23 protein-coding genes are annotated in these 25,680 nt (G+C 72.0%); 3 read left to right on the top strand and 20 right to left on the bottom strand.

Annotated elements, in window-relative coordinates; genetic code table 11:
• Positions 1-74: 74 nt before the first annotated feature.
• Genes AB0H32_RS04760 through AB0H32_RS04730 form a run of 7 tightly spaced genes read right to left on the bottom strand, consistent with a single transcriptional unit; the run spans position 75 to position 7,228 of the window.
• Positions 75-1,109, bottom strand: coding sequence for a 2-hydroxyacid dehydrogenase (locus tag AB0H32_RS04760; protein WP_361114209.1), 1,035 nt, complete (start codon positions 1,107-1,109; stop codon positions 75-77).
• Positions 1,106-2,179 carry an ABC transporter ATP-binding protein gene (locus AB0H32_RS04755; RefSeq protein ID WP_361114206.1) on the bottom strand — a complete coding sequence of 358 codons (1,074 nt, stop codon included), beginning with the start codon at positions 2,177-2,179 and terminating at the stop codon, positions 1,106-1,108. Before AB0H32_RS04755 ends, AB0H32_RS04760 begins: the two co-directional genes overlap by 4 nt.
• Positions 2,157-2,987: a DeoR/GlpR family DNA-binding transcription regulator gene (locus AB0H32_RS04750; RefSeq protein WP_361114203.1), complete on the bottom strand. Its 831-nt coding sequence runs from the start codon at positions 2,985-2,987 to the stop codon at positions 2,157-2,159. The genes AB0H32_RS04755 and AB0H32_RS04750 overlap by 23 nt, the downstream gene beginning before the upstream one ends.
• Positions 2,984-4,072, bottom strand: coding sequence for an ABC transporter ATP-binding protein (locus AB0H32_RS04745; RefSeq protein ID WP_361114200.1), 1,089 nt, complete (start codon positions 4,070-4,072; stop codon positions 2,984-2,986). Before AB0H32_RS04745 ends, AB0H32_RS04750 begins: the two co-directional genes overlap by 4 nt.
• Positions 4,069-4,878, bottom strand: coding sequence for a carbohydrate ABC transporter permease (locus tag AB0H32_RS04740; RefSeq protein ID WP_361114197.1), 810 nt, complete (start codon positions 4,876-4,878; stop codon positions 4,069-4,071). Before AB0H32_RS04740 ends, AB0H32_RS04745 begins: the two co-directional genes overlap by 4 nt.
• A 17-nt stretch (positions 4,879-4,895) precedes the next feature.
• Positions 4,896-5,780 carry a sugar ABC transporter permease gene (locus AB0H32_RS04735; protein ID WP_361114194.1) on the bottom strand — a complete coding sequence of 295 codons (885 nt, stop codon included), beginning with the start codon at positions 5,778-5,780 and terminating at the stop codon, positions 4,896-4,898.
• Positions 5,781-5,782: 2 nt separating this feature from the next.
• Complete coding sequence (locus tag AB0H32_RS04730; protein WP_361114191.1) at positions 5,783-7,228, bottom strand: extracellular solute-binding protein; 1,446 nt, start codon at positions 7,226-7,228, stop codon at positions 5,783-5,785.
• Between the two features lie 177 nt (positions 7,229-7,405).
• Between AB0H32_RS04730 and AB0H32_RS04725 the strand changes: the two genes are divergently transcribed.
• On the top strand, positions 7,406-8,836 hold the full coding sequence (locus AB0H32_RS04725; RefSeq protein ID WP_361114188.1) for an FGGY-family carbohydrate kinase: 1,431 nt from the start codon (positions 7,406-7,408) through the stop codon (positions 8,834-8,836).
• A gap of 265 nt (positions 8,837-9,101) precedes the next feature.
• Positions 9,102-9,716 (top strand): histidine phosphatase family protein, encoded by a 615-nt coding sequence (locus AB0H32_RS04720; protein WP_361114185.1) that lies wholly within the window; start codon positions 9,102-9,104, stop codon positions 9,714-9,716.
• Between the two features lie 4 nt (positions 9,717-9,720).
• Here the strand turns inward: AB0H32_RS04720 and AB0H32_RS04715 are convergent, their stop codons facing one another.
• From AB0H32_RS04715 to AB0H32_RS04665, 11 genes are all read right to left on the bottom strand, one after another.
• Positions 9,721-10,359 (bottom strand): response regulator transcription factor, encoded by a 639-nt coding sequence (locus tag AB0H32_RS04715; protein ID WP_361114182.1) that lies wholly within the window; start codon positions 10,357-10,359, stop codon positions 9,721-9,723.
• On the bottom strand, positions 10,356-11,540 hold the full coding sequence (locus AB0H32_RS04710; RefSeq protein ID WP_361114179.1) for a sensor histidine kinase: 1,185 nt from the start codon (positions 11,538-11,540) through the stop codon (positions 10,356-10,358). Before AB0H32_RS04710 ends, AB0H32_RS04715 begins: the two co-directional genes overlap by 4 nt.
• A gap of 5 nt (positions 11,541-11,545) precedes the next feature.
• Positions 11,546-13,729, bottom strand: a complete 2,184-nt coding sequence (locus AB0H32_RS04705; RefSeq protein ID WP_361114175.1) for an MMPL family transporter — start codon at positions 13,727-13,729, stop codon at positions 11,546-11,548.
• Between the two features lie 192 nt (positions 13,730-13,921).
• Complete coding sequence (locus AB0H32_RS04700; RefSeq protein ID WP_361114172.1) at positions 13,922-14,569, bottom strand: superoxide dismutase; 648 nt, start codon at positions 14,567-14,569, stop codon at positions 13,922-13,924.
• A gap of 117 nt (positions 14,570-14,686) precedes the next feature.
• Positions 14,687-16,075, bottom strand: a complete 1,389-nt coding sequence (locus AB0H32_RS04695) for an amino acid permease (RefSeq protein WP_361114170.1) — start codon at positions 16,073-16,075, stop codon at positions 14,687-14,689.
• A gap of 121 nt (positions 16,076-16,196) precedes the next feature.
• Positions 16,197-17,087, bottom strand: coding sequence for a TauD/TfdA family dioxygenase (locus tag AB0H32_RS04690; RefSeq protein WP_361114167.1), 891 nt, complete (start codon positions 17,085-17,087; stop codon positions 16,197-16,199).
• A gap of 11 nt (positions 17,088-17,098) precedes the next feature.
• Positions 17,099-18,439 carry an LLM class flavin-dependent oxidoreductase gene (locus tag AB0H32_RS04685; protein ID WP_361114164.1) on the bottom strand — a complete coding sequence of 447 codons (1,341 nt, stop codon included), beginning with the start codon at positions 18,437-18,439 and terminating at the stop codon, positions 17,099-17,101.
• Complete coding sequence (locus AB0H32_RS04680; protein ID WP_361114161.1) at positions 18,436-19,170, bottom strand: ABC transporter ATP-binding protein; 735 nt, start codon at positions 19,168-19,170, stop codon at positions 18,436-18,438. The genes AB0H32_RS04685 and AB0H32_RS04680 overlap by 4 nt, the downstream gene beginning before the upstream one ends.
• Positions 19,146-19,985 carry an ABC transporter permease gene (locus tag AB0H32_RS04675; RefSeq protein ID WP_361114158.1) on the bottom strand — a complete coding sequence of 280 codons (840 nt, stop codon included), beginning with the start codon at positions 19,983-19,985 and terminating at the stop codon, positions 19,146-19,148. Before AB0H32_RS04675 ends, AB0H32_RS04680 begins: the two co-directional genes overlap by 25 nt.
• Before the next feature lie 5 nt (positions 19,986-19,990).
• Positions 19,991-21,034: an ABC transporter substrate-binding protein gene (locus AB0H32_RS04670; protein ID WP_361114155.1), complete on the bottom strand. Its 1,044-nt coding sequence runs from the start codon at positions 21,032-21,034 to the stop codon at positions 19,991-19,993.
• A gap of 204 nt (positions 21,035-21,238) precedes the next feature.
• Entirely contained in the window at positions 21,239-22,438 is a 1,200-nt protein-coding gene (locus AB0H32_RS04665) for an ROK family transcriptional regulator (protein ID WP_361114152.1), read from the bottom strand.
• Positions 22,439-22,926: 488 nt separating this feature from the next.
• Here AB0H32_RS04665 and AB0H32_RS04660 point away from each other — a divergent pair, with 488 nt between their 5' ends.
• Positions 22,927-23,508, top strand: coding sequence for a biotin transporter BioY (locus AB0H32_RS04660; RefSeq protein ID WP_361114149.1), 582 nt, complete (start codon positions 22,927-22,929; stop codon positions 23,506-23,508).
• Here AB0H32_RS04660 and AB0H32_RS04655 read toward each other — a convergent pair.
• Both AB0H32_RS04655 and AB0H32_RS04650 read right to left on the bottom strand, forming a co-directional pair.
• A complete protein-coding gene (locus AB0H32_RS04655) occupies positions 23,495-24,832 on the bottom strand; it encodes an FAD-binding oxidoreductase (RefSeq protein WP_361114146.1) in 1,338 nt (445 codons plus the stop codon). The two genes, AB0H32_RS04660 and AB0H32_RS04655, sit on opposite strands and share 14 nt — an antisense overlap.
• Positions 24,833-24,915: 83 nt before the next feature.
• On the bottom strand, positions 24,916-25,635 hold the full coding sequence (locus AB0H32_RS04650) for an LPXTG cell wall anchor domain-containing protein (protein WP_361114143.1): 720 nt from the start codon (positions 25,633-25,635) through the stop codon (positions 24,916-24,918).
• Positions 25,636-25,680 lie beyond the last annotated feature (45 nt).

Raw genomic sequence — 25,680 nt, 5'->3', positions numbered from 1 at the left:
GAATGCGCTCGCGCGGGAGGGACCCCCATGACCTCTCGCCACCGACGCGCCCCTGCGGCTCACTCGCGTGGTGTTCACGTCAGACAGTGCGCGAGCGGCTCCCCGCGCACCCAGCGCCCCACCTCGGCGGCGGCGATCCGCGCGGCCTTCTCGGCCACCGCGCGGGACGCCCCGCCCAGGTGCGGGGTCAGTACGAGGCGGTCGGCGAGGGCGTGCAGGCGTGAGTCCGGGGGCAACGGCTCCTGTACATAGGTGTCCAGGGCCGCCGCCGACAGCCGCCCGGACTCCAGCGCGTCGCACAGCGCGTCCTCGTCCAGCAGCGGGCCCCGGGCCGCGTTGACCACCACCGCGCCGGGCGGCAGCAGGGCCAGCTCGCGGGCGCCGATCAGACCCCGCGTCCCGTCGGTCAGCCGGGCGTGCAGGGTGATCACCCGTGCACGGCGCAGAAGGTCGTCGAGGGAGGTCAGACGCAGCCCGTGGATCTCGCCGTGCACATAGGGGTCGTACACCATCACCCGGGCCCCGAACGCGCACAGCACCCGCGCGACCCTGCTGCCCACCGCCCCGTACCCGACCAGCCCGACCGGCAGGTCCTCCAGTTCGAGACCGCTGTGCTCGTACGTGTAGTACGCCGACCCGGCCCAGCTCCCCTGCCGGGCCAGCAGTTCGTGGGCCTGCGGGATGCGGCGCAGGGCGGCCAGCAGCAGACCGACGGTGAACTCGGCGGTGGAGGCCGCGTTGCGCCCCGGCGCGAAGCACACCCGCACGCCGTGCCGCCGCGCCGCCTCCAGGTTGACGTTGACCGGCCCGCCCCGGCACACGACGACCAGCCGCAGCCCCGGGCAGGCGCCGAGGACGCGTTCGGTGACCGGGCCCATCTGGGTGACCAGGACCTGTGCGTCCGCGAGCGCGGCGATCAGCTCGTCCTCGGCGTCGCTGGCCTCGCTCACCTCGGCGACCGGCCCGAAGGGTTCCAGCGGCCAGCCGAGGGTCAGCTCCTTCACGTCACAGGCGCCGCGCAGCTCACGGCCCACCGCCTCGCCGATCAGCGACGGCAGGACGAAGTGGTCGCCGGCCGCCACGACACGCGGCCCGTCCTTGGAGGTCATCGCAGGCAGTCTCCCGTCTCGGCGTCGAAGACATGGGTGAGTCCGGCCGCCACCCGGACGTGCGTGTCGTGCGCGAGGCGCACCTCGGGCCCGGTGAGGACCACCAGGTGCCGCTCCACCCCGTCGAGGGCGAGGGTGGCGATGCCGGACTCCAGCAGGGGCTCATGGGCCACGACCCGGGCCGGGATGCCGTCGGCGCCGGTGAGGCCCAGGTCCTCGGGGCGGATGCCGACCACGACCGGGCGGCCCTCGGCCACCTGCAGCGGCAGCGCGATCCGCACTCCGGCGGACAGGCGTGCGTGGCCGTCGGCGGTGGCGATGCCGGGCAGCAGGTTGATCGCGGGCTCGCCGACGAAGTCCGCCACGAAGGTGGTGGCGGGGCTGTCGTAGATCTCGTAGGGCGTGCCGAGCTGCTGGATCAGGCCGTCCCGCATCACGGCGATCCGGTCGGCCAGGGACAGGGCCTCCTCCTGGTCGTGCGTGACCAGGATCGTGGTGTGGCCCAGGTCCCGCTGGATGCGCTTGAGTTCGCGGCGGGTGGTGTCACGCTGGGCGGCATCCAGGTGGGAGAGCGGTTCGTCGAGGAGGAGGACGTCCGGTTCCCGGATCAGGGCGCGGGCCAGGGACACGCGCTGCTTCTGCCCGCTGGACAGGCCGGCCGGGCGGGCGTGCAGGACGTCGGTGAGGCCGACCCGCTCGGCGATCTCGGCGACCTTGCGGGAGACGTCCCCCCTGCGGGCTCTGCGGCGCGCCTTCAGCCCGAACGCCAGGTTCTCCGCGACCGTCAGCGGCGGATAGAGCGCGTAGTTCTCGAACGCCACCCCGATGTTGCGCTCCTGCGCCGGGCGGCCGGTCACCGAGGCGCCGCCGACCAGGATGTCCCCGCCGGTCACCGTCTCCAGGCCCGCGATCATCCGCAGCGTCGTGGACTTGCCGCAGCCCGACGGGCCGAGGAGCCCGAGGAGTTCGCCCGGCCGCAGGCTCAGGTCCAGGCCCCGGACCGCCTCCACCGCCGGCCGGCCCCGCGACCGGTAGGTCTTGCGCAGCTCACGCAACTCCAGTGCGGTCATCGCCCTCCCTCGGATCCGTGGCGCACACCTCGTAGCGCACCTGGTGCTCGTCCAGGTCGCGCAGTGCCTCGGGGGACGCCCCGTCGTCCACGAGCAGCAGGTCGAACCGGGACAGCGGGGCCACCCGGTGCAGCGCGACCCGGCCCAGCTTGGTGTGGTCGGCCAGCAGCACGTTGCGCCCGGCCGCGTCCAGCATCGCCCGCTTCACCGAGACGATGTGCTGCTCCTGGTGGTAGGCGTAGCCGCCGTGCACGCCCGACGTGGAGGCGAAGCACACGTCCACCCTCAGCTGTTCGACCGCCTCCACGCAGGACACCCCCAGGAAGGAGGAGTGCAGCCGGTCGTAGTCGCCGCCGAGCGCCATCAGGTGGATGCCCCGTTGGCCCGCGAGGAGGTTGATCGCCTCCAGGAAGTTGGTGACCACCGTGAGCGGGGTGATCTCGCCGAGGCGGAGCCGGCGGGCTATCTCCAGGGTGGAGGTGGAGTCGTCGAGCAGGATCGCCATGCCGGGCTCTATGGACTTCAGCGCCCGGGCGGCGAGCGCGGCCTTGTGCGGGCGCATGGTCTTCAGCCGGTACTGCACGTTCGACTCGAACACCCCGGACGGCTGGGCGGTCACCCCACCGCGGAACTTCCGCACGATGCCCTGCCGTTCGAGCTCGTCCAGGTCCCGGTGGATGGTCATCAGGCTCACCCCGAACCGCTCGGCCAGCTCGGCCGCGGTGGCCGAGCCCTCGGCCAGGACGAGTTCGGCCATGGCCGCCTGCCGGGCCACGGGCCCCTGCTGGACGTGTGCGCTGCTGCTCATCGTGTCCCGATCCGTCGTCCTGGGCGCCCGGGCCGGTCGGCCTCGAACACCAGCAGGCTCTCAGGCCGCACGGCCGGGCGGACCGGATCGTCGGGACGCAGCCCGCCCGCCTCGCCGCGGGACGCGACGAGCGACAGACGCTGCGCGCCGATCTGCACCGTGACCTCGACGGACCGGCCGAGCACCTCGGTGACGTACACGCTCCCGGCGAGCCGGTGGCCGTCCCCGGCCAGGGACACGTCCCGGGGGCGCACCCCGACCAGGACCTCGCTGCCGGCCGGGACCCCGACGGGCAGCGGCAGTTCGACCGCGCCGTCCGCCGACCGGAAGGCCCCCCGCTCGGTCACCGCCCCCGGCAGCAGATTGATCCGGGGCCGCCCGAAGGCCCGTGCGACCTCGGTGTCGTGGGGCCGGTACCAGATGTCCTCCCGGGTGCCGGTCTGCACGATCCGCCCGCCCCGGACGACCCCTGTCCGGTCCCCGAGGGCCAGCGCCTCGACGGAGTCGTGGGTGACGTAGAGCGTGGTCGTGCGCCGCACGGCCCCGATCGCCTTCAGCTCGGCCCGCATCTGCTGGCGCAGCTTGGCGTCCAGATGGGAGAGGGGCTCGTCGAGGAGGAAGGCGCGGGCCGGGCGGACCAGCACCCGGCCGAGGGCGACCCGCTGCCGCTGCCCGTTGGACAGCTGCCCCACCGATCGGTCCAGCAGGGCACCGATGCCGAGCAGTTCGGCGACGGCACCGACCCGGTCGCGGGCCTCGGCGGCGGGCAGCCGGTGCCTCGGGGAGCGCAGCGGCGAGACGAGGTTGTCGTACACCGAGCGGTGCGGGTAGAGGGCGTAGCTCTCGAAGCACATGGCCACGCCCCGGTCGTACGGCTCCACGTCCCGCACGTCCCTGCCGCCGATCTCGACGGTCCCGCGGTCGGGCTGCTCCAGACCGGCGACGGTCTTCAGCGTCGTCGTCTTGCCCGCTCCGGACGGCCCGAGCAGGCAGAAGAACTCGCCCTCCTCCACCTGGAGTTCGATCCCGTCGAGGGCCTTCGTCCGGCCGTACGCCTTGTGCACGCCCCGCAGCGCGATGCTCACGACTTCACCGCCCCGAACGACAGCCCGCGCACCAGATACCGCTGGATGGTCAGGGCCAGCAGCAGCGGCGGTACGACGGAGACCAGCGCGGCCGCGGCCGTCAGGTTGTACCTGGGCCGGTCGCCGCCGAGGAAGGACAGCGCGCCCACGGTCACGGTCTGCGCCGAGCCGGAGGTGAGGATGAGCGGGAAGACGAAGTTGTTCCAGGCGAAGATGAACGCCAGCAGCGACACGGCCGCGATGCCCGGCTTCACCAGCGGCAGGGCCACCTTGAAGAAGGCCTGCCTGCGCGAGTAGCCGTCGAGCAGCGCCGCCTGCTCCAGCTCGGGGGTGAGATCGGCGAAGTACGACCGCATGATCCACACCACCAGCGGCAGCGTGACCAGCTGCAGCACCCACACCATGCCGACGTAGGTGTCGAACAGCCCCAGCTTCTGGTAGAGCACGAACAGCGGGATGATCACGGTGAGTTCGGGCGCGAACCGGAACGACAGCAGCGTGAACATCAGGTTCTCCGAGCCGCGGAAGCGCCAGCGCGCCGAGGCGTACGCCGCCGGCAGCCCGACCACCAGCGAGAGCGCGACCGCGCCCACCGACACCACCAGGCTGTTGACGAAGAACCGCACGAAGGGGATGCCCTCGCTGTCGCCCAGCACGGTCCGGTAGGAGCCCAGGGTCGGGGTGAAGGAGAAGTAGGTGCTGAAGAGCTGGTCGGGGGGCTTGAGGGAGAGGACCACCATCCAGGCGACCGGGAAGAGCGAGAAGGCGAAGTAGAGGACGAGGGCGGCATCGGCGAGCCACCCCACCACACGTTTCCTGTACGTCACTTGACCTCGGCCGCCTTCCGCTGGATCCGCCCCAGATGCCGGACGAGCACCGTCGCGGCCAGATACACCACGGCCCACAGCACGATCGTGTAGCTGATCCCGAAGGAGTACCGCTGGAAGCGGATCGCCTCCAGATAGGCCCGGATCTGCAGCACGACCGTGGAGTCGCCGGGACCGCCCTCCGTCAGGGCGTAGATGATGTCGAAGACCTTCAGCGAGTCCATGAACCGGAAGATCACCGCGACCAGCACGTACGGCCACAGCATCGGCAGGGTCAGCCGCCGGAAGGTGTACCACCGGCCGGCGCCGTCCACGGCCGCCGCCTCGAAGGGGGAGGTGGGCAGCGACCGCAGACCGGCCAGCGCCAGTATCGCCACGAACGGGGTGTAGACCCAGACGTCGACGGCGATCGACGACAACAGGGCGCCCGTCGGTGTGTCCGTCCACTGGACCCCGCCGAGACCGAAGGGCTTCAGCAGATGGTTGACCACGCCGACCGACGGCTGGAGCATCAGCTTCCACATGATCGCCGCGATCACCGGGGCGATCATCAGAGGCAGGATCAGGATCTTCTCCAGGATCCGGCCGAGCAGGGACGACCGGTGCAGCAGCAGGGCGACGGCGACCCCGAGCACGGTCTCCACGGCGGCCGCGCCGACGGCGTACAGCACGGTCACCCAGGCCGAGTTCCAGAAGGCGTCCTCGGTGAAGACCGTCTCGTAGTTGTGGAACCACACCACGTCCGGCTGCGGTCTGCTCGCCGAGAAGTCGAACAGCGTGTAGTACAGGCCGAGCCCGAAGGGATAGAGGATCCCGCAGGTCAGCAGCAGTGCCGGGACGACGAGAAGGTACGGCCTGAGGGCGGTCCGCCGGCTCGTCACCGTCAGCTCACCCTGGACCTGAGGTCGTCCGCCAGCCCGTTCAGCACGGATCTCGCGTTGCTGCCGCCGTAGATCTCCTGGAGGGCGGCGGCCCAGCTGGTGGTGGCGTCGAAGAACTGGGCCTGCGGGGTGAACTGGATCTTCGTCTGCCCGACGACGGTCTCGAAAGTCTCCAGGAAGCCCGGCAGGTGCCGCATCTTGTCCTTGTAGGCGCCGTCCTGGCTGACCGACCTGCGCACCGGGTCGATGTGGTTGTGGGTGACCGCACCCTTGCGCAGGTGCTCCTTGCCGGTGGCCCACTGCAGGAACAGCCAGGCGGCGCTCTTGCGTCCGCTCCTGGCGTTCATGCCGAGCGACCAGATCCACATGTTCGTCGCCAGGGACCCGTCCGGCCCCTTCGGCCCCGGATGGAAGGCGATCCTCCCGGAGGCCGGGCTCGCCCCCTTCACCGCCTGGAAGTAGGCGGCCGTGTCCGCGTCGAAGAGCATCCCGGCCTTCTTCGCGCCGAGGTCGCCGGAGCACTGGTACCAGGTGTACGACGTCCAGGACGGCGGGCCGCCCTGTCTGACCATGCGGGCCCAGTCCTCGGTGAAGGCGATCGCCTTCGGGGTGTTCATGGCCGGGGTGAGCTTCCCGTTCTCGACGGTGAAGTCGTGGAGCCCGTTGCGGGCGTACATGGTCATGAAGCCGGGGTGGATGGTGGCCCAGCTCCGGGACCCCCGTACGGCGATCCCGTACATGCCGTCGAACCCGGCGCCGGGAGCCCTCTTCCTGATCGCACCCGCCAGCTCGCGCAGCTCGTCGAAGGACTCGGCCGGCTTCAGCCCCAGCCTGCCGAACACCTCGGTGTTGTAGGCGACCACGTTGGTCTCCCAGCCCCACGGCAACGCGTACTGCCCGCCCCGGCCGAGCGGGGCGCCCGCCTTCAGCGACCACTGGTCGGCCCCGAGGAGGTTCGGGTAGAAGTCGTCCCGGTCCCATTCGGCGCCCGTGGCCGAGGAGTTGCGCATCCAGGGCCCGAGGTCCTCCAGCCAGCCCGGCGGCCCGTACTGCCACACCATGTAGGCGCCGAGCATGAAGACGTCGTAGGAGGCGCGCCCGCTGGACAGGTCGACGGTGAGCTTGTCGAAGTAGTTGTCCTCGGGGAAGACGTCGTACTCCACCTTGATGCCGGTCTTCTCGGTGAAGGACTTCAGGTCGGCGATCAGGGCGTCCGTGTAGGGGTGCTTGTTGAGCAGCGCCTTGACCGTCGTGCCCTTCTCCCGCTTCCAGTCGAAGGCGCCGGTGACGTCGTTCGCGGCCGAACCGCCCCGCTCGGGGCCGCCGGGGTTGCCGTTGTCGCCGAAGCCGGTGTCGCAGGCGGACAGCAGCGGGGCCGCGGCGGTGGCGGCGGTGAGGGCTCCGGCGAGAGCGAGAAAGCGACGGCGGTCGTGCACGTGCCTGTCCATCCGTGACCTCCGGTGGGGCGGTGGGGCCGGGCGGGTTAACACGGTGAGTCGACTCGACAACAGAGGGTGTAACGGCTGCGGATGCTCGTCAATCCCTTGTGCACGGGGAAAACAGCGGGAAATCTCAGAAGGGTGTGGGAACTTCACACGACCGGTCGCGATGTTCGGGAGGTCTGCATGGGGTCGGCATGGCTCGGGATCGATCTCGGCACGCAGGGCGTGCGCGCACTGCTCGTGACGGCCGAGGGCGGCGTGCTCGGCAGCGGCTCGGCACCGCTTCGGCGCGGGCGGCGGGAGGGGGTGCGGCACGAGCAGGACCCGCAGGAGTGGTGGGAGGCGGTGTGCACGGCCTGCCGGGACGCGCTCGACGGGCCACGCGTCCCGGTGGGCGGGGTCGCGGTGTGCGGGACCTCGGGGACGGTGCTGCTCACGGACCGCGCCGGGCGCCCGGCCGGCCCCGCGCTGATGTACGACGACGGGCGGGCGGCGGCCGATGCGGGCCGGCTGCGGTCGGCAGGGCTCGCGGTGCAGGACACCTGGGCGCTGCCGAAGGTGCGGTGGCTCGTCGACCGGTACGGCCCCGGCCGGGCGGCGCACCAGCCCGACCTGATCAACGCGCGCCTCGTCGGCGCGCCCGTCCCCGCCGACTCCAGCCACGCCCTGAAGACGGCGTACGACGTGGAGCGCGACCGCTGGCCGGACCTCACCGGGCTCCCCGCGGGCACCCTCCCGGACGTCGTGCGCCCCGGCACCCGGCTGGGCGAGGTCTGCCCGGCGGCCGCCGGGGCCACCGGCATCCCGGCCGGCACCCCGGTGCTCGCGGGCATGACGGACGGCTGCGCGGCGCAGATCGCCGCCGGGGCCCTGCGGGAGGGCGCCTGGAACTCGGTGCTGGGCACGACCCTCGTCCTGAAGGGAGCCGCCGCCGAACCGGTGCGCGACCCGGCCGGCGTGGTCTACAACCACCGCGCACCCGACGGCACCTGGCTGCCCGGCGGCGCCTCCAGCGTGGGCGCCGGGGTCCTCACCGCCCGCTTCGCCGGCGCCGACCCCGCCGCACTGGACGCCCGCGCCGCCGCCTTCGAGCCCTCCCACGCGATCGCCTACCCCCTCGTCTCGCCGGGCGAGCGCTTCCCCTTCCACGCCCCGCGCGCCACCGCCCTCCTCCTCGGCGAGCCGGCCTCGGACGCCGACCTGTGGGCGGCCCTCCTGCAGGGCGTGGCCTTCACCGAACGCCTCTGCCTGGACTACCTGCACCACCTCGGCGCGCCCCTGGAGGGCCCCCTCGCCTTCACCGGCGGCGCGGCCCGCAGCACGTACTGGAACCAGCTGCGCGCGGACGTCCTCGGCCGCCCGGCCCGGGTGCCGCAGGAGACCGAACCCGCGCTGGGCATGGCCGCACTGGCCGCCTACGGCACCGGCGCCGCACCCACGCTCGCGGACGCGGCCGCGAGCATGTCCCGCCCCGGCACGACCATCGACCCCCGCCCCGCCCGCACGGCCCGTTTCGCGGAGCCGTACGCCCGCCTCGTGGGGGAACTGGAGTCGAGGGGCTGGCTGCCGGCGAAGGTCGCCGCACACGCGCGGGCGCGGCTCGACGAGGCGTAGGCGGACCGCCGGGTCCCGTGCGGGAGACGGCAGGGCGACGAGCGGGAGACGGCAGCGTCCCGTGCGGGAGACGGCAGGGCTCCGGGCGGGAGACGAAGGTCGGTGCACGTGCCCGGGGGCGGCTCGACGAGGGACAGGCGGACCGCGCGGAGCGGGAGGATGCCGCCGGGCGCCGCGGGACGGCACCGGCGCGGTCGCCCGCCGTCCCGGCGCAATCATCGGCGGCCCGCCCGCCGAGGCACCGGAACACGGGATACTGCTCCCCATGACCCCGTCGGCCAGTCTTCTCCTCGCCCGCCATGGTCAGACCGTGTGGCACGCCGAGAACCGGTACGCCGGGGTGAGCGACGTCGCCCTCACCGACGTCGGGCTCGCCCAGGCCGAGGCGCTCGGCCGCTGGGCCGCCGCGCACCCGGTCGACGCCGTGTGGACCTCGCCCCTGTCCCGTGCCGTGACCACCGCCGAGCCCGCCTGCCGTGCCCTCGGCCTCACCCCCCACCGCGAAGTCGACCTGCGCGAATGCGACTTCGGGGTGGTGGAGGGCCGTACCCTCGCCGAGTTCGGGGCACAGCACCCGGGGGCGGCGGAGGCCTTCCGCGCCGACCCGGTGGCGCATCCCTTCCCCGGCGCCGAGGATCCCCGGTCCGCCGCCGCACGGGGCGCGGCCGCCCTGCACCGCATCGCCGCCGCCCACCCCGGCGAACGCGTCCTCGTAGTCGCCCACAACACCCTGCTCCGCCTGGTGCTGTGCTCGCTGCTGCACATCCCGCTCGCCGACTACCGACGGGTCTTCCCCCGGCTGTGCAACGCGGCCGTGAGCGAGATCCGCATCACGCAGGGGCACGTCGCGCTGCTGTCGCTCAACCTGCCCTGCGCGTGACCGGTCACGGCCGGGGCAGCAGTCCCCGCTCCATGGCCACGACCACCGCCCGCGTCCGGTCGTTGACGTCCAGCTTGGCGAACAGACGCAGCAGATGCGTCTTCACGGTGGCCTCGGTGATGACGAGGCGGCGGCCGATCTCGGCGTTGGTGAGCCCGTCGGCCACCGCGTTCAGCACATCGGTCTCGCGCGCGGTGAGCGGATCGTGGACGGGGCGCCGCATCCGGGCGACCAGCTTCTCCGCCACCCGGGGCGCGAGCACGGTCTCGCCACGTGCGGCCGAGCGGATCGCGTCGGCCAGCTGCTCCCGGGTGGTGTCCTTGAGCAGGTAGCCGATGGCACCGGCCTCGACCCCGCGCTCGATGTCGGCGTCGGTGTCGTAGGTGGTGAGGATCAGCACGCGGGTGCGCGGGTGACGGGCGACGATCTCGGTGGTCGTCGCGACCCCGTCCAGCACCGGCATGCGCAGGTCCACCAGGGCCACGTCGGGGTCGTGCCGGGCGACCAGGGCGAGGGCGGCGCGGCCGTCGCTCGCCTCGCCGACGACCTCGATGTCCGCCTCCCCGTCCAGCAGGGCGATCACCCCGGCCCGCATCACGGTGTGGTCGTCCACCACGACGATCCGGAGCCTTCCGGCGGTCATGCGCCTGCCTCCACCGGGATCACCGCGAGGATCCGGGTCCCGTCACCGACCGAGCTGGTCACCGTGAGCCGCCCGCCGAGTTCGGCGAGCCGTTTGCGCATCCCGTCGAGGCCGAAGCCCGAGCGGTCCCCGACCACGAATCCGGTGCCGTCGTCCGTGACCTCCAGCTCCACGCCGTACGGACGGCGGGCCAGCACCACTCCGACCGTCGAGGCACGGGCGTGCTTGCGCACATTGGCCAGGGACTCCTGGGTGCAGCGCAGCAGCGCGATCCGGGTCTGCTGGTCGCAGTCCAGGTCGGCCAGCTCGGCGGTCACGCTCAGCCCGGTGTCCTCGGCGAACCGGTCCACGATCCGCTGCAGGGTCTGCGCCACCGAGCCGGCGTGCGCGCCGCCCGGCCGCCGGCCCGAGCCGACCAGTTCCCTGGCCTCCGCCAGGTTCTCCCGGGCGGTCGACTCGATCGACATCAGCTGCCGGGCGGCGCGCCCGGTGTCGGTGGCGAGCCCGGCCCGGGCGGCCTCGGCCAGGACGACGATCGACGCGAAGCCCTGCGCGAGCGTGTCGTGGATCTCCCGTGCCATACGCTCCCGTTCCTCCGAGGCGCCCTGCCGCAGATGTGCCTCGGTCAGCTCCGCCTGGGTACGCTCCAACTCCACGATCAGCCGGGCGCGTTCGCTGCTCTGCTCGACCACCGCGCGCACCCACAGCCCGATCAGCACGCCCACCGCGACCACGATCAGCGTGCCCACGACCGTCTCGCCGAAGAACTTGCCGGACCAGCCCTGCCGGACCCAGCTGCCCAGCAGTGTCCCGGCGGTGGCAAGCCCCAGGAAGGCGAGGGAGATCCTGGGGGAGCGGCCGAACATCCAGTAGTGCGGCAGCGTCACCATGAACAGGGCCGCGTAACTGGTCCCCAGATAGGCAAGACCGGCGAGGGCGAACACCAGCACCGCGAGGTACCCGTGCGGCCGCACGACCGGATTGGCGGGGCGCCGGTCCAGCACGGCGAAGCACCCGGCCACGCTGCCCAGCAGGGCGAGGGCCGCATACCGTTCGGCACCGTGGCTCAGGGCCGTGATCCCGACCGCCATCGCGGCGAACAGGACCCAGCACACCGCGTTCCAGCGGCGCAGCGAGGTCGCCCACAGAGCGTCGGCGGTCGGGGCGGCGGTTGCGGTCATACCCGTCAACCTACGTCCACCAGGGCGGGATTCGGGCCGTCGGCCGCGGTCCGGGCCGGCCGCACGGGCCACCAGGTGCGCTCGCCGAGCAGCAGCAGGGCGGCCGGCAGGATCAGCACGCGCACCACGAAGGCGTCCAGCAGGACGGCCGCGGCGAGCACGAAACCGATCTGCTTCATCTCGATGATGTGCAGGAAGACGAAGCTGACGAAGACGGTCGTCATGACCACGGCCGCGCTGGTGACCACGCTCGCCGAGCGCCGGATGCCGTCGACGACGGCCTGCCGGGTGGGTGTGCCGGCGAGCACCGCCTCACGGATCCGGCTGACCACGAACACCTGGTAGTCCATCGACAGGCCGAAGAGGATCACGAAGAGGAACAGCGGTACGCGGGAACCGATCGACCCCGTGGAGCGGAAGTCCAGCAGCCCCTCGGCCCAGGTGTGCTGGAAGACCAGCACGAGCAGTCCGAGCGCGGCCGCCGCCGACAGCAGGTTCAGGGCGACACCGAGCACGCCCAGCACGACCGAGCGGAACGCGTAGAGCGTCATCAGGAAGGTCACCAGCAGCAACGCGCCGAGGACCAGGGGCAGTTTGGCGTCCTGGTGCGCCGGATAGTCGGTGTAGCGGGCCACGTCACCGGTCACGCCGTACTGGGCGCCCGCGACCTTCCCGACGGTGGCGGGCAGGTAGTCGTGCCGCAGATGGTCCAAAGAGGCGTACGCCTGCGGGGAGTTGCCGAGGTACGGCACCCGCAGCTCCAGTGCGCTGGTCCGCCGGTCGGCGGAGGTGCGGATGCGGGAGGCACCGGTGAACAGCGGGTCGGCGGCGGCCCGGCGGGCGAGGGAGCGCAGCTGACCGGTGACCTCGGCGGAGCGCGAGGCATCGGCTCGCACGACGACCTGGTGGGTGACCCGCCGCTCGGGGAACTCGGCGTTGAGGCGGTCGTACACCCGCATCGAGGGGATCGCACGGGAGTGGGTGTCCCGGCTCATCTCCGTGATCTTCAGCCCGGACAGCGGCAGCGCGAGCCCGGCCAGGGCGAGCAGCGACAGGACGAGCGTGGCCGCCGGGCGCCGGGTCGCGGGCCGCAGCAGCGCCGGCCAGAACCGGCCGCCGTTCCCGTCGCGGATCCGGCGGGCGGGCCTGCCGCGCCGGGCCCGTCGCAGCGCGCGCCGCTCGGCCCGCCGGCCCAGCAGGGTCAGCAGGGCGGGCAGCGCGGTCAGGGAGCTGATCACCGCGGTCAGGACGACCACGATGGTGCCGGTGGCGAGCGAGGAGAAGATGACGTCCGAGGCCAGGTACAGGGTGGCCGTGGAGGCGACGACCGCGAGCCCGGAGACCACGACCGCCCGCCCGGAGGTGGCCGCCGCCAGCTCGACCAGCGCCTCGCTGCTCAGCCGGCCGCCGCTGCGGGCCCGTTCCTCCCGCTCCCGCTTGAGGTGGAAGAGGGTGTAGTCGACGCCGACGGCGAGGCCGATCATCAGGATCACGTTGGTGCCGACCCCGGTGTCCGGGCTGAGATGGGAGGCGACCGCGGCAAGGCCGACGGCGGACACGATCGAGGACAGCGCGAGCAGCAGCGGTACGGCGGCCATGGTGAGCGAGCCGAAGGCGACCAGCAGGGTGACCAGGGTGACCGGCAGGGTGATCTTCTCGGACAGGGCCAGGTCGTCGTCGCGCTGCTGGTCGACTCCCTTGCTGGTGGAGGGACTTCCGGTCTCCTGCACGAGCAGCGCGGGATGCTGCCGCTGCACGGCCTCGGTCTGTGCGACGAGCGCCCCGACCTTCTTCGTGGCGTCCAGCTCCTCGCCCCTGAGGGCCACCTCCACCAGCAGGACGCGGTGGTCCGCCGACCGGACCGGCGCGGCGACCCGGTCGACCTCGGGCAGCCGCCTCATCCGCGCGGTGAGGTCCTTGACGGCCGAGTCGGCGGCCCTGGTGTCCAGGGGGCCGGACCGGGCGGAGACCAGGATCTGTTCGGTGGGCCTGCGCTCCAGACGGCCGTCGGCGGCGAGTGCCTCGGCCCGGCCCGCCTCGCCGACCCGGTAGTCGGCGGTCGTGGCCCTGTGGGTGCCGACGGCACTGCCCACGGCGAGGCACAGCGCCGTGAACAGCAGCCAGCCGATCAGCGCCCGCCAGGGGTGCCGGGCGCTCAGGCGCGCGATGCGCACGGTAGGTGAGTTCATGCCCAAAAGCCTTGCTGAGCAGGGCGGTTGAGGGACACGGGTGCTCGGTGGAACCTGCCGTCGACCGATCGGTGGACCCCGGTACGGGGGAAAACCCCCGCGAGTCACGTCCTCGCGGGGGTCTTCTTTCATCCGCCTGCCGACGTGAAGGGTGAGAAGACGATCACGAGGCAGGACGATCGGCGGGTGCCGTCAGGGGGCGAGCAGGAGCACGTCGGCGCGGGACTTCGCCGCCGCGTACCGGCGGGCCACGTCCTGCCAGTCGACGACCTGCCACATCGCCTCGACGAAGTCCACCTTCTGGTTGCGGTACTGCAGGTAGAAGGCGTGCTCCCAGGCGTCGAAGACCAGGATCGGCGTCGCCCCCTGGCCGACGTTGCCCTGGTGGTCGTAGACCTGCTCCACGATCAGCCGGCCGCTCAGCGGCTCGTGGGCGAGGACGCCCCAGCCCGAACCCTGGGTGGTGGCCGCCGCCTTGGACAGCTGCGTCCTGAAGGCGGCGAAGGACCCGAAGGACTCGGTGATCGCATCGGCCAGCTCGCCCACGCCGTCCTGGGCGAGGGGCTCGCCGCCGCCGTCCTCCGGGCCGGTCATGTTCTGCCAGTAGATGCTGTGCAGGATGTGTCCGGAGAGGTGGAAGGCCAGGTTCTTCTCCAGCCCGTTGATCGAGCCCCACGACTCCTTGTCCCGCGCCTCGGCGAGCTGCTCCAGGGTGTCGTTGGCGCCCTTCACATAGGCCGCGTGGTGCTTGTCGTGGTGCAGCTCGATGATCTCGGGGCTGATCACGGGGGCGAGCGCGGAGTAGTCGTAGGGCAGGTCGGGCAACGTGTAGACGGGCATGGGGGTCCCTTCGAACCGCTTATTGCAAAGAGCTTGCAACTACACGCTAGCAACAAAAAGACCCCCGCGGGTTCACCGCGGGGGTCTTTCGAGGGGGGCTCGACGCCGAGGGCGAGGTCAGGACCTGGCGCGGACCCGCTGCCAGGCGTAACCAACGGCCGCCAGGAACAGGGTCATCCCGCCGGTCGAGTAGAGCTGGATCCGGGTGTCCGGCTCCCGGGCCATGAGGACGAAGATCGCCGTCATGCCGGCCAGCGCGACCCAGGTGAGGAACGGGAACGCCCACATCCGCACGACCAGCTTCCCGGGCGCCTCCCGCTCGATGCGGCGGCGCAGCAGCAGCTGGGAGACCGCAATGAAGATCCAGACGACCAGGATCACCGCGCCGATCATGTTCAGCAGCCACTTGAAGATGTCGTCGGGCCGCCAGTAGCTGAGCATCACGCAGACGAAGCCCAGCACACAGGAGGTGAGGACGGCGACGCGCGGGACACCGCCGGAGACCTTCGCCAGCACCTTCGGACCCTGGCCGCGCTCCATCAGCGAGTAGGCGATGCGCGAGGAGCCGTAGATGTTGGCGTTCATCGCGGACAGCAGGGCGACCAGGATGACCACGTTCATCAGCTGGTCGGCACCCGGAATGCCGACATGCTTCAGGGCGGCGACGTACGGGCCGTCCGTCACCACCGCCTTGTCGTCCCACGGGACCAGCGTCACGATGACCGCCATCGAGCCGATGTAGAACAGGGCGATCCGCCACATCGCGGTGCGCACCGCGGTCGCCACACCCTTGACCGGGTTCTCCGACTCCGCCGCCGCGATGGTGACCGTCTCCAGGCCGCCGTAGGCGAACACCGAGGCCAGCAGGCCGATGACCAGTCCCTCGCTGCCGTTCGGGAGGAAGCCCCCCTGGCCGGTGAGGTTCGAGGCGCCCGGGGAGTCGGTGCCGGGCAGGACGCCGGCGATGGCCAGCCCGCCCAGGATCAGGAACAGCGAGATCGCGCCGACCTTCAGCGCGGCGAACCAGAACTCGAACTCGCCGAAGTTCTTCACGGCGGCGAGGTTCGCGCCGCAGAAGACCACCATGAACAGCGCGACCCACATCCACTGCGGGGTGCCCGGCAGCCAGCCCTGCACGATGTTCGCCGCGCCCATGCCCTCCAGGCCGACGGCCGTGCACAGCAGGACCCAGAAGGACCAGCCCGCCGTGAAGCCCGCCCAGGGGCCCATCGCCCGCTCGGCGTGCGCGGAGAAGGAGCCCGAGGAGGGGTAGGCGGCCGACATCTCGCCGAGCATCCGCATCACCAGCATCACCAGGAGGCCGGAAACGGCGTAGGCGATGACGATGGACGGACCGGCCGCGGCGATTCCCGCGCCGGAGCCGACGAACAGGCCCGCGCCGATCACACCGCCGAGGGCGATCATCGACAGGTGGCGCTGCTTGAGACCGTGGGAGAGGGAGGCGCTGTCCTGCTGGGGAGGCGTCTCGACTGTGGTGCAGGGCATGGGCGCGACTCGTCCAGTGCAATAGGCGGGCAAAATCGCCCACAGTCTGGGCGGCCCGTCCGCTCACGCGAAGGAGCCGCCCAGTATCCGGACACCTACTGTACGCAGGGTGAAGCCGCGGTCACGCCGCCACGGGCGTGTAGTGCGAGGCGTCGCCCTCGATCACGTAGCTCTCCTTGCCCTCGATGCCGGCCGGGACGTCACCGGCGACGGTCACCCGGTGCAGACGGCGCGGCTGTCCGTCGTAGTTGTCGATCGCGTAGTGCTGCGTGATGCGGTTGTCGAAGAGGACCAGCTGCCGCTCCGACCAGCGCCAGCGCAGGATGTTCTCCGGGCGGGTGACATAGGCCTGGAGCAGGTCGAGGATCCTGCGGGACTCGCCCGCCGACAGGCCGACGATCCGCTGCGCGAACCCGCCGATGAACAGCCCGCGCTCACCGGTCAGCGGGTGCACCCGGACCACCGGGTGGGCGGTGCGGTACTTGATGGAGGTGAACTGCGTGCGCTGGGCGGCCTGCTCCTCGTCGATCTCCTCGTCCGGCACCGCGTAGTCGTAGTCGTTGGTGTGCTCCGCCCACAGGGTGTCGGCGAGGCGGCGCAGCGGCTCGGGCAGGTCGCGGTAGGCGGCCGCCGCGTTGGCGATCAGGGTCTCGCCGCCGTACGGCGGGATCGTGATCGAGCGCAGGGTGCTGGCCTGCGGCGGGTTGAGGACGAAGGTGACGTCGGTGTGCCAGTGGTTGGCGCGGCCGCGCTCGCTGTCCACGGGCAGCACGTTCGGGGCGCCCTCGACGGCGCCGACCGTCGGATGGGCGGTGGTCAGGTCGCCGAAGTGGCGGGCGAAGGCCTGCTGGCCCGCGTCGTCGAGGTCATGGGCCTCGAAGACCAGCGCCTTGTGGACGTTGAGGGCCTCGCGGATGGCGGCGACCTCCTCCGGGGCGAGCGGCCGGGTGATGTCGACGCCGGAGACCCGGGCGCCGATGCGTGCGGTGACCTTGGTGATCTCGAGGGACATGAGGGTTCCTTTCAGACGAGGGCGGGGGTGGAGCCGAGGTACTGGTTGGCGGGGCGGGGCAGGCCGTAGCGCTCCCGGAGGGTCTGGCGGGGGCCGTACGTGGTGCGGACCAGGCCGCGGGTGCGCAGGAGCGGTACGACGTGCTCGACGAAGGCCGCGAGGCCGGAGGGCAGCACGGCCGGCATGATGTTGAAGCCGTCGGCGGCGCCCTCGGTGAACCAGCTCCCGATCCGGTCGGCGACCTGCTCGGGCGTCCCGGCGAAGGTGAGGTGCCCGCGTCCGCCGCCGAGCCGTCCGATCAGCCGCCGCACGGTCAGCCGCTCGCGCCGGGCCAGCTCCACGACGAGCGTGTAGCGGCTCTTGGCGCCCTCGATGGCGGACTCCGGCGGCAGGTCGTCGGGGAGCCGCCGGTCCAGGTCGAGGGTGCCGGGCGGCAGGTGCAGCAGGCTCTCCAGCCGGGCCCTGCCGTGCTCGGGCACGATGTGGTCCTCCAGCACCTGCTCGGCGGCCCGTGCCTCGGCCTCGGTCGAGCCGAGCACGGGGACGATCCCGGGCAGCACCTTGAGGTGCTCGGGGTCGCGTCCGGCCTGCCGGGTACGGGACTTGAGGTCGGCGTAGAAGGCCTGCGCACCGGCGAGGGTCTGCTGTGCGGTGAACACCGCCTCCGCGTACCGGGCCGCGAACGCCCTGCCGTCGTCCGAGGAGCCCGCCTGCACGAGGAGGGGATAGCCCTGTGGGGAGCGGGGCACGTTGAGCGCACCCTCGACACGGAAGTACGGCCCGCGGTGCCGGGGCGGATGGATCTTGGTGTCGTCGCCCCAGACCCCGGCCGCCTTGTCGGCGACGATCGCGTCGTCCTCCCAGCTGTCCCACAGCTTCAGGGCCACGTCGAGGAACTCGGCGGCGCGGGCGTACCGCTCGGCGTGCGCGGGTTCGGCGTCCAGGCCGAAGTTGCGGGCGGCCTCGGCACCGGCGGTGGTCACGATGTTCCAGCCCGCCCGGCCGCCGCTGACGATGTCCAGCGAGGCGAACCTGCGGGCCAGGTTGTAGGGGGAGTTGTAGGAGGTGGAGGCGGTGGCGATCAGGCCGATGTGCTCGGTGGCCGTCGCCAGCGCGGTCAGCAGGGTGAGCGGTTCCAGGGAGCCGCCCGGCCGCTGCGCGAGGTTGCTCCACAGCTGGGGGCCGTCGGCGAGGAAGAGCGAGTCGAAGGTGCCGCGCTCGGCGGTCCGCGCCAGGCCGACGTAGTGGGCGAGATCGACGTGCGCGTACGGGTCGCTCTCCGGCAGCCGCCACGAGGCCTCGTGGTGGCCGGTGTTCATCAGGAACGTGTTCAGGTGGAGCCGGCGGGTCATGCGTGGTCCTCCGTGACACCGAGGGCTGCCAGCAGCCGCTCGCGGTACTCGCCCAGCAGCGGCTCGCGGTAGGAGCGCGGGTGGGGCCGGTCGATGGTCAGGTCGAGGCCGATACGGCCCCGGTCCAGGACGAGGACCCGGTCGGCAAGCACGATCGCCTCGTCCACGTCGTGGGTGACGAGCAGCACGGAGGGCCGGTGGCGCTCCCACAGCTCGCGCAGCAGGGTGTGCATCCGGATCCGGGTGAGCGCGTCCAGTGCCCCGAACGGCTCGTCGGCCAGCAGGAGTTCGGGCTCACGGACCAGGGAGCGGGCGAGCGCGGCGCGCTGTGCCTCGCCGCCGGACAGCTCGCCCGGCCAGGCCCGCTCGCGGCCCTCCAGGCCGACCTCCGCCAGCGCGGCCCGGCCGCGCTCCTCGGCGTCCTTGCCGGCGAGACCCAGCAGGACGTTGTCCAGCACCCGTCGCCAGGGCAGCAGCCGGGAGTCCTGGAAGACCACCGACACCCGCTCGGGCGCGGTCAGGTGCCCGCTGCCGGCCACCCCGTGGTCGAGCCCGGCGACCGCCCGCAGCAGGGTCGACTTGCCGGAGCCGCTGTGCCCGAGCAGGGCCGTGAACTGCCCGGCCGGCAGGTCGAGGTCGACGCCGTCGAGGACCGTACGGCCCGCGAACGACCGGGTCAGGGCACGCAGTTGCACGGCCGACCGGGTCAGCTGCTCAGTGTGCGGCGCCACGACAGCACCCTCCGTTCGATCAGACGGACCACGCTGTCGGAGGCCAGGCCGAAGATGCCGTAGATCAGCAGGCCGACCAGGATGACGTCGCTCTGGCCGTAGTTCTGCGCCTGGAACATCAGGTAGCCGAGGCCGCTGGTGGCGTTGATCTGCTCCAGGACCACCAGGCCCAGCCAGGAGCCGGTGACGGCGAGCCGGAGTCCCACGAAGAATCCGGGCAGCGCCCCGGGGATCACGATCTGCCGGATGAACGCGAGCCTGGACAGGCCCTGCACCTCGGCGAGTTCGACGTACCGGCTGTCGATGCCGGACAGCGCGGCGTGCATGTTCAGATAGAGCGGGATGTAGACGACGATCGCGATGATGGCGATCTTGAAGGTCTCCCCGATGCCCAGCCAGAGGATGAACAGCGGGATCAGACCGAGGGTCGGGATCGCCCGGTTCAGCTGCACGGTCCCGTCGATCAGCGCCTCCCCGGTCCGGCTGAGCCCGGAGACGAGCGCGAGGACGACCCCGGCGGCCAGCCCGATCGCGAAGCCGTACCCGGCCCGCTCCAGCGAGGTGAGGATGTCGGTGGGCAGTGTGCCGGAGGTCCACAGGTGGACGCCGGTGCGCACCACGGTCCAGGGCGCCGGAATCGCCCCTGTGTCGAGCCGTCCGGCGGCCGAGGCGGCGGCCCACAGGGCGAGGAGCAGCAGCGGTCCGGCCAGCCGGGTGGCCGGCAGGCGGCGGCCGGGGGAGAGGCGGCGTCGCCGGCGCACCGGGGGAAGCTCCGTGGCGGCCGCCGGCGCCACGGCGGTCGTCGTCGTGGTCACGGCGCTCACCTCCGGTACTCCGCCGGTACTGCCTTCGCGGCGAGGGGCTCGAAGCGGTGGTCGAAGAGGGAGGAGACGTCGAACTTCTTCACGAAGCCGCCCTCGGCGAGCAGATCGGCGGTCTCCTGCTCCCACTTGATCGCCTCGTCCCAGCTGGGCGGGAAGAGGGGCTTGTTGGCAAGCCTGCTGATGCTCCGGGCCTGGTCGAGGGTCAGGTTCTGCGTCTTGACGTAGAACTCCTCGTTCCACACGTCCGGGTGCTCGTACTGCCACACCTGCCCCCTGGCCCACTGCGGGACGTAGGCGGCGATCGCGGCGGCCTTCGCGGGATCGTTGAGCACGGACTGCGGCGCCCACAGCAGGTTGAGCAGGTCGACGACGCCGGTGGTGATCGTCCGGGCGCCCTTGCCCGCGTACTGCTTGAGGTAGGCGGGTGCCTGGCTGTTGGCGAGCGGCGCGATGTCCACCTGCCCGGACTGCAGGGCGGTCAGGAACTGGTTGCTGGTCAGCGGGACCAGCGTCACGTCGTCGTACTTCAGCCCCGCCTGCTTCAGCGCCCGCAGCAGGACGACGCCCTGGGCCTGGCCCTGCGAGAAGGCGAGCTTCCTGCCCTTGAAGTCCTCGACCGTACGGATGCCGCTGCCGGGTTTGGTGGCGAACAGGTAATTGGGCTTGCGGGTGACGTCGATCGCCACGATCTTCGCGGCGAAGCCCTGGTAGTGCGCCTGGATCGGCGGGATGCCCGCGTTGTTGGCGAGGTCCAGGGACTTCGCGCGGAACGCGTTGATGACGTCCGGGCCGGCCCCGATGTTCAGCCAGCTCGACACCGTGAACGGGAGCGCGGGCAGCTTCGCCAGTTCGAACTGGAGCTGCTGAACGTTCTGGTACGAGGCGATCTTCAGGCTGGTGCCGGCCGGGACCTTGCCGGCGAGCGGCTTGGTGGAGACGCCCTCGGTGTCGGCAGCGGCGCTGCCGCCCGCGCAGCCGCTGAGGCCCGCCACGGCGGCGGACGCGCCCAGCAAGGAGGTGAGAAAGACACGACGGTGCATGGGAGAACTCCCGGGAGAAAAAGATGGGAAAGACAGGAAGAATTCCGGGAAGACGAGCCGGAGCAAGAGAACTCACGCAGAAGAAACACGCGCTTCATGCGCGGCAATGTGTCAGCAACAGAAGGTGCGACAGCTCGTGAGAGGGCTCATGACCAGCATGTTCCCGGCCATGAGTAACCCCTGTCAATATTCGGAGTTTCTGAATTAAAGAACATCGGACGGCACACTCAAAGGGTCCCGGAACAGCGCGTCAAGCACCACCGATCCGCCCGCCACCGCCAGCACGGAATCCGGGAAGCTCGTCGGCAGCACGGCGGTGGACCGGCGTTTTCCGGCCGCTTCGCACAGCGCGGCCAGGCAGTCCTCGAAGTGGATGACACCGACCTCGGTGACGACCACCGTCTCGGGGTTGAGGACATCGAGCAGCAGCGCGGCCGCCCGCCCGGTCGTCCGGGCCCGCTCCACCAGCAACTCCCGGGCCGCCGCGTCCCCCGCCCCCGCCGCGGCCACCACGTGCATCGGATCGGCCGAGTCGGTCACCCCGGCCGCCCGGGCCCGCCGGCACAGCGTCCGCTCGCTCAGCTCGGCCTGCAGGCAGCCCGTACGGCCGCAGGCGCACGGCTCGGTGCCGCCCGGCACCGGAAGATGGGCGATCGCGCCGGCCTGCGAACGGGGTCCGTGATGCACCTCGTCGTTGGTGGCGAAGGCCGCGTCGACCACGTTGCCGACGAACAGGTGCAGCACGCTGCGGCTTCCCCGGGCCCGCCCGAACAGCCGCTCGCCGGCCACCAACGCCCGTGCGTGCCCGTCCACATGGACCGGCAGCCCGGTCCGGGCGCGCAGCAGCTCCCGCACCGGCACCTCGCGCCAGCCCAGCAGCTCGTGCTCGACCACGGTGCCCGTCTCCCGGTCCACCCAGCCGCCGACGGCGACCCCGACCCCCAGCGGCCGCCGGCCCGGATGCTGCGCGAGCAGCGCCGCGAAGCCCTCGGCCGCCCGGGCGAGCACCCGGCCCGGATCGGTCCCCTCGTGCTCCAGCCGCCGCTCGGCCACCACCCGGCCGCGCAGATCGAGCAGTGCGACCGTGGTGTACGGCACGGCCACGTGCACCCCGCCGACCAGGAACCGCTCGCCGTCGAGGTCCACCGGGACGTGCGGCCGGCCGGCCCCGTTCGAACGGCGGGGCGCCGATTCCTCGCGGATCAGCCCGAGTCCGGCCAGCCGGGCACAGTGCTCGGTCACCGACGCGGGCGACAGCCCGGTCAGCCGGGCGATGGTGCTGCGCGCCACCGGCCCGTGCTCCAGCACGGACCGCAGCACGACGCTGGCGCTGGTACGCCGCCGGTCGCTGTCGGCGGCACGGGGAACGGGGGAGACAAGCGTGGATGCCGCGGTACGGGGCATGGAGAACCGTCCTCGGGAACGGGGCCGACACGTCTCGGAAGGGAGAGGTACCCCGAAGGCCGCCCCTACCCGGGTCGGCGACAGGTGGCCGTGCCCTGGCGTCGCAGGTCGACATAGCGACGCGACGTGAAGTACCGGGCCTGGGCAACCATGCGCCCGAAGCTAGCAAAACGTCCCCGCGCCGCCCAGACGGCGACCGGCGGGCGAGACGGCCGGCGGGCGGCCTGCCGGCGTCCGGCGGGCGGGCGACGGGCGTTTGGCGGACGTTTGGCGGAACCCTACAGACGAGCCCACCCGCCCCCCCCGTACGACGGACCACCCCACCTCAGTGACCGGCATCACGCCGTACCGGGTGTAACCCGCATCCTTTGTGCGGAGCCCACCAAGAGCCTGTTCCCGCCTTTGTCGAGCGCTGACGGTGATCACCGCACGGGCGCCGGTATAGCGTCGAGGTGTTCCCCCGTGCCCACACCATTCGCGGAGTCCCCATGAGCACCGCCACCGTCGCCGCTCGCCCCGGCGTAGTCCTCGCCGACCTGCTTCCCGCGTCCCGCGTGCGCGACGCCGCCCTCGTGCTCGGCGGTGCCGTGCTCACCGGTCTCGCGGCCCAGCTGTCGGTCCCGGTGCCCGGCACACCCGTTCCGGTGACCGGCCAGACCTTCGCCGCGCTGCTCGTCGGCACCGCACTCGGCGCCCGCCGCGGCTTCCTCTCGCTCGCCCTGTACGCGCTCGCCGGTGTGGCCGGCCTGCCGTGGTTCGCGGGCGGCACCTCCGGCGCGGGCGCCGTCTCCTTCGGCTACGTCCTCGGCATGCTGCTCGCCTCCGCGGCCGTGGGCGCGCTGGCCCGCCGCGGCGCCGACCGCTCCCCGCTGCGCATGGCGGGCACGATGCTCGTCGGCGAGGCCATCATCTACGCCGTGGGCGTCCCCTACCTGGCCCTGGCCGCCCACATGTCCGCGTCCCAGGCGATCGCGAACGGCCTCACCCCGTTCCTCGTCGGCGACGCCCTGAAGGCCGCCCTGGCGATGGGCGTGCTGCCCACCGCCTGGAAGTTCGTCAGCAAGCGCTGACGCCGTAGTTCCTGCAGAAGAGGTTCGCCGGGTCGTACTGCTCCTTCAGCCCGGCGAGCCTCTTTCGCGTCTGCGGGTCGTACAGCCCCTCGCTCCGGTCCGCGGCCCCGAAGGCGAAGTTCAGCGCCCGGCCGAGGGTGTCGTCCGCCAGCAGTGCGAACGCCGGGTCGAGCACCGCTCGCGCCTGCTCCCGCTCGCAGACGGTCAGCAGCCGCACCAGGAACCGCCCTTCCCGATGGGGCACCGCGTTCGGCGCGGGCCGGCCGAGCGCCCCGCCCAGGTGGTTGACCTGGACGACACACATCGCGGGCGCCTCGGGCCCGGTCAGCCGCAGCAGCTCCCCGGCCCGCTCCACGTCCAGCTCCCGCAGCACCGCGCTGTCGCCGTAGTAGGCGTGCGGGAAGTCCGGGTCGCTGTGGATGGTGTGGCTCTCGGCGTACGGCATCTCGCGCAGCGAGTCGGCGAGCACCGGCCCGATCTCCCTGAGCGGGGCGACGAGTTCCCCGCCGTCGGCACCGGTGTGGGCGACCCTGACGGAGACGACGTACCGCCCGCGCAGCTGCGGCGGCAGCGCGGGCAGGTCCGGGTACGACACGGCGGCGAAGGACGAGGTCAGGTCCTCCGGCACGGTCCGCGTCCACGCCTCGTACGCGCGCAGCACCGCCGCCGGGTCCACCACGCCCCCGTCGAAGGCGAGCGAGCCGCCGTACAGCGTCCTGACCGGTACGAGAGCGATCTCCAGCTCGGTGACGATGCCGAAGTTCTGCCCGGCCCCGAGCAGCGCCCAGTACAGGTCGGGATCGGACTCCCGGGTGACCTGCCGCAGTTCGCCGTCGGCGGTGACGACCTCCAGCCGGTGCACATGGTCCGCCGTGTACCCGAACTCCCGGGCCATGATGCCGAGTCCGCCGCCGAGGGTGTACGACACCGCGCCCACACCCGGCGCGGACCCGTTCAACGGCGCCAGTCCGTACGGCTCCGCCGCCGCGACCACCTGCCCCCAGCGCACTCCGGCCTGCACCCGGACGGTACGGGCCGCGGGGTCGACGGTGATCCCGTCCATCCGCCGGGTCGTCACCAGCATTCCGCCCTCGCTGGATCCGGGCATCCCGTGCCCGGTCGCCTGGACGCCGACCGGCAGGTTCCGCGCGGCCGCGTACCGCACGGCGGCGGCCACCTCGGCGGCGGAGCGGGCGGCCACGACCACGGCGGGCCGCTGGGCGAACCCGAGCTGGAAACCGGAGAGTTCGTCCTCGTACCCCGCGTCGTCCGGGCGGAGGAGGAGCAGGTCTGCGCTGTTGTCCACGTTGTCCACGAAGGTCATGACGCACAGGGTGCCCGTATAACCTGACAGTGCCCGTCAGGTTATACGGCGGGCCCCTGCGACCCTGTTCCCGGCCCCTGCGTTCAGGCCTCCTGCCGCCGCCTGCGCTGCGACCACCACACTCCGGCGGTGCCGACCGCGATCAGTGCGGCGCCGGCGACGCCCAGGGGCAGCACCTCACGCCCCACACCGGTCTTCGGCAACTCGTCGCCGCCCGGCGCGACCGGCTTGTTGTCGGTGCCGAGCAGCAGCGGGGTGGCCGGGGCGCTCGGGGACGGGTTGGTCGTGCCGAAGGGCACCGGGCCCTGTTGCCAGAAGGTCTCCTTCCCGTCCTTGCTCTTCACGGGAAGACAGATCTTCCCGGCCTTGCTCAGGTCGTAGGTGGCCTGCACCGCATACGACTTGGACTGCCCGGCGGCAAGCGGACCGACCGGGCAACTGAAACCGCTGTTCGATCCTTTCGGCAGGTCCTTTTCGGCAATCGGTGAGCAGCCCTGAACGCCGGTGACCCGCAGTGCGTCGAATCCGGTCACCCAGAGCTTGATGTCGCCGCTTTCCTTGGTTCCCTCGTTCTTCACGGTGGCGGTGAGCGACGTTTTGTTCGAACTGTTGTCGACCGAGATCTTCTCCGGCAGCAGGGTGCGCAACCGCACACCCGCCGGCGCCGGATCGAGCGCCTTTCCCCCCTTGTCACTGCCCGGCCCCTGGCCATCGGCGACGGCCGGGCATGAAAGGATCAGCACGGCCGAGAAAGATGCCGTGACCAGCGATCCAGTGATGCCCACCCTGTGACGAGAACTCATGTTCGCCCCCCTTGCAACCCCCTGGACTGCGCCTGAATTCGCAGT

The sequence above is a fragment of the Streptomyces sp. NPDC020362 genome, from assembly GCF_040642095.1.
GTDB lineage: Bacteria > Actinomycetota > Actinomycetes > Streptomycetales > Streptomycetaceae > Streptomyces.
This window is presented reverse-complemented; position numbering and strand designations above follow the sequence as displayed.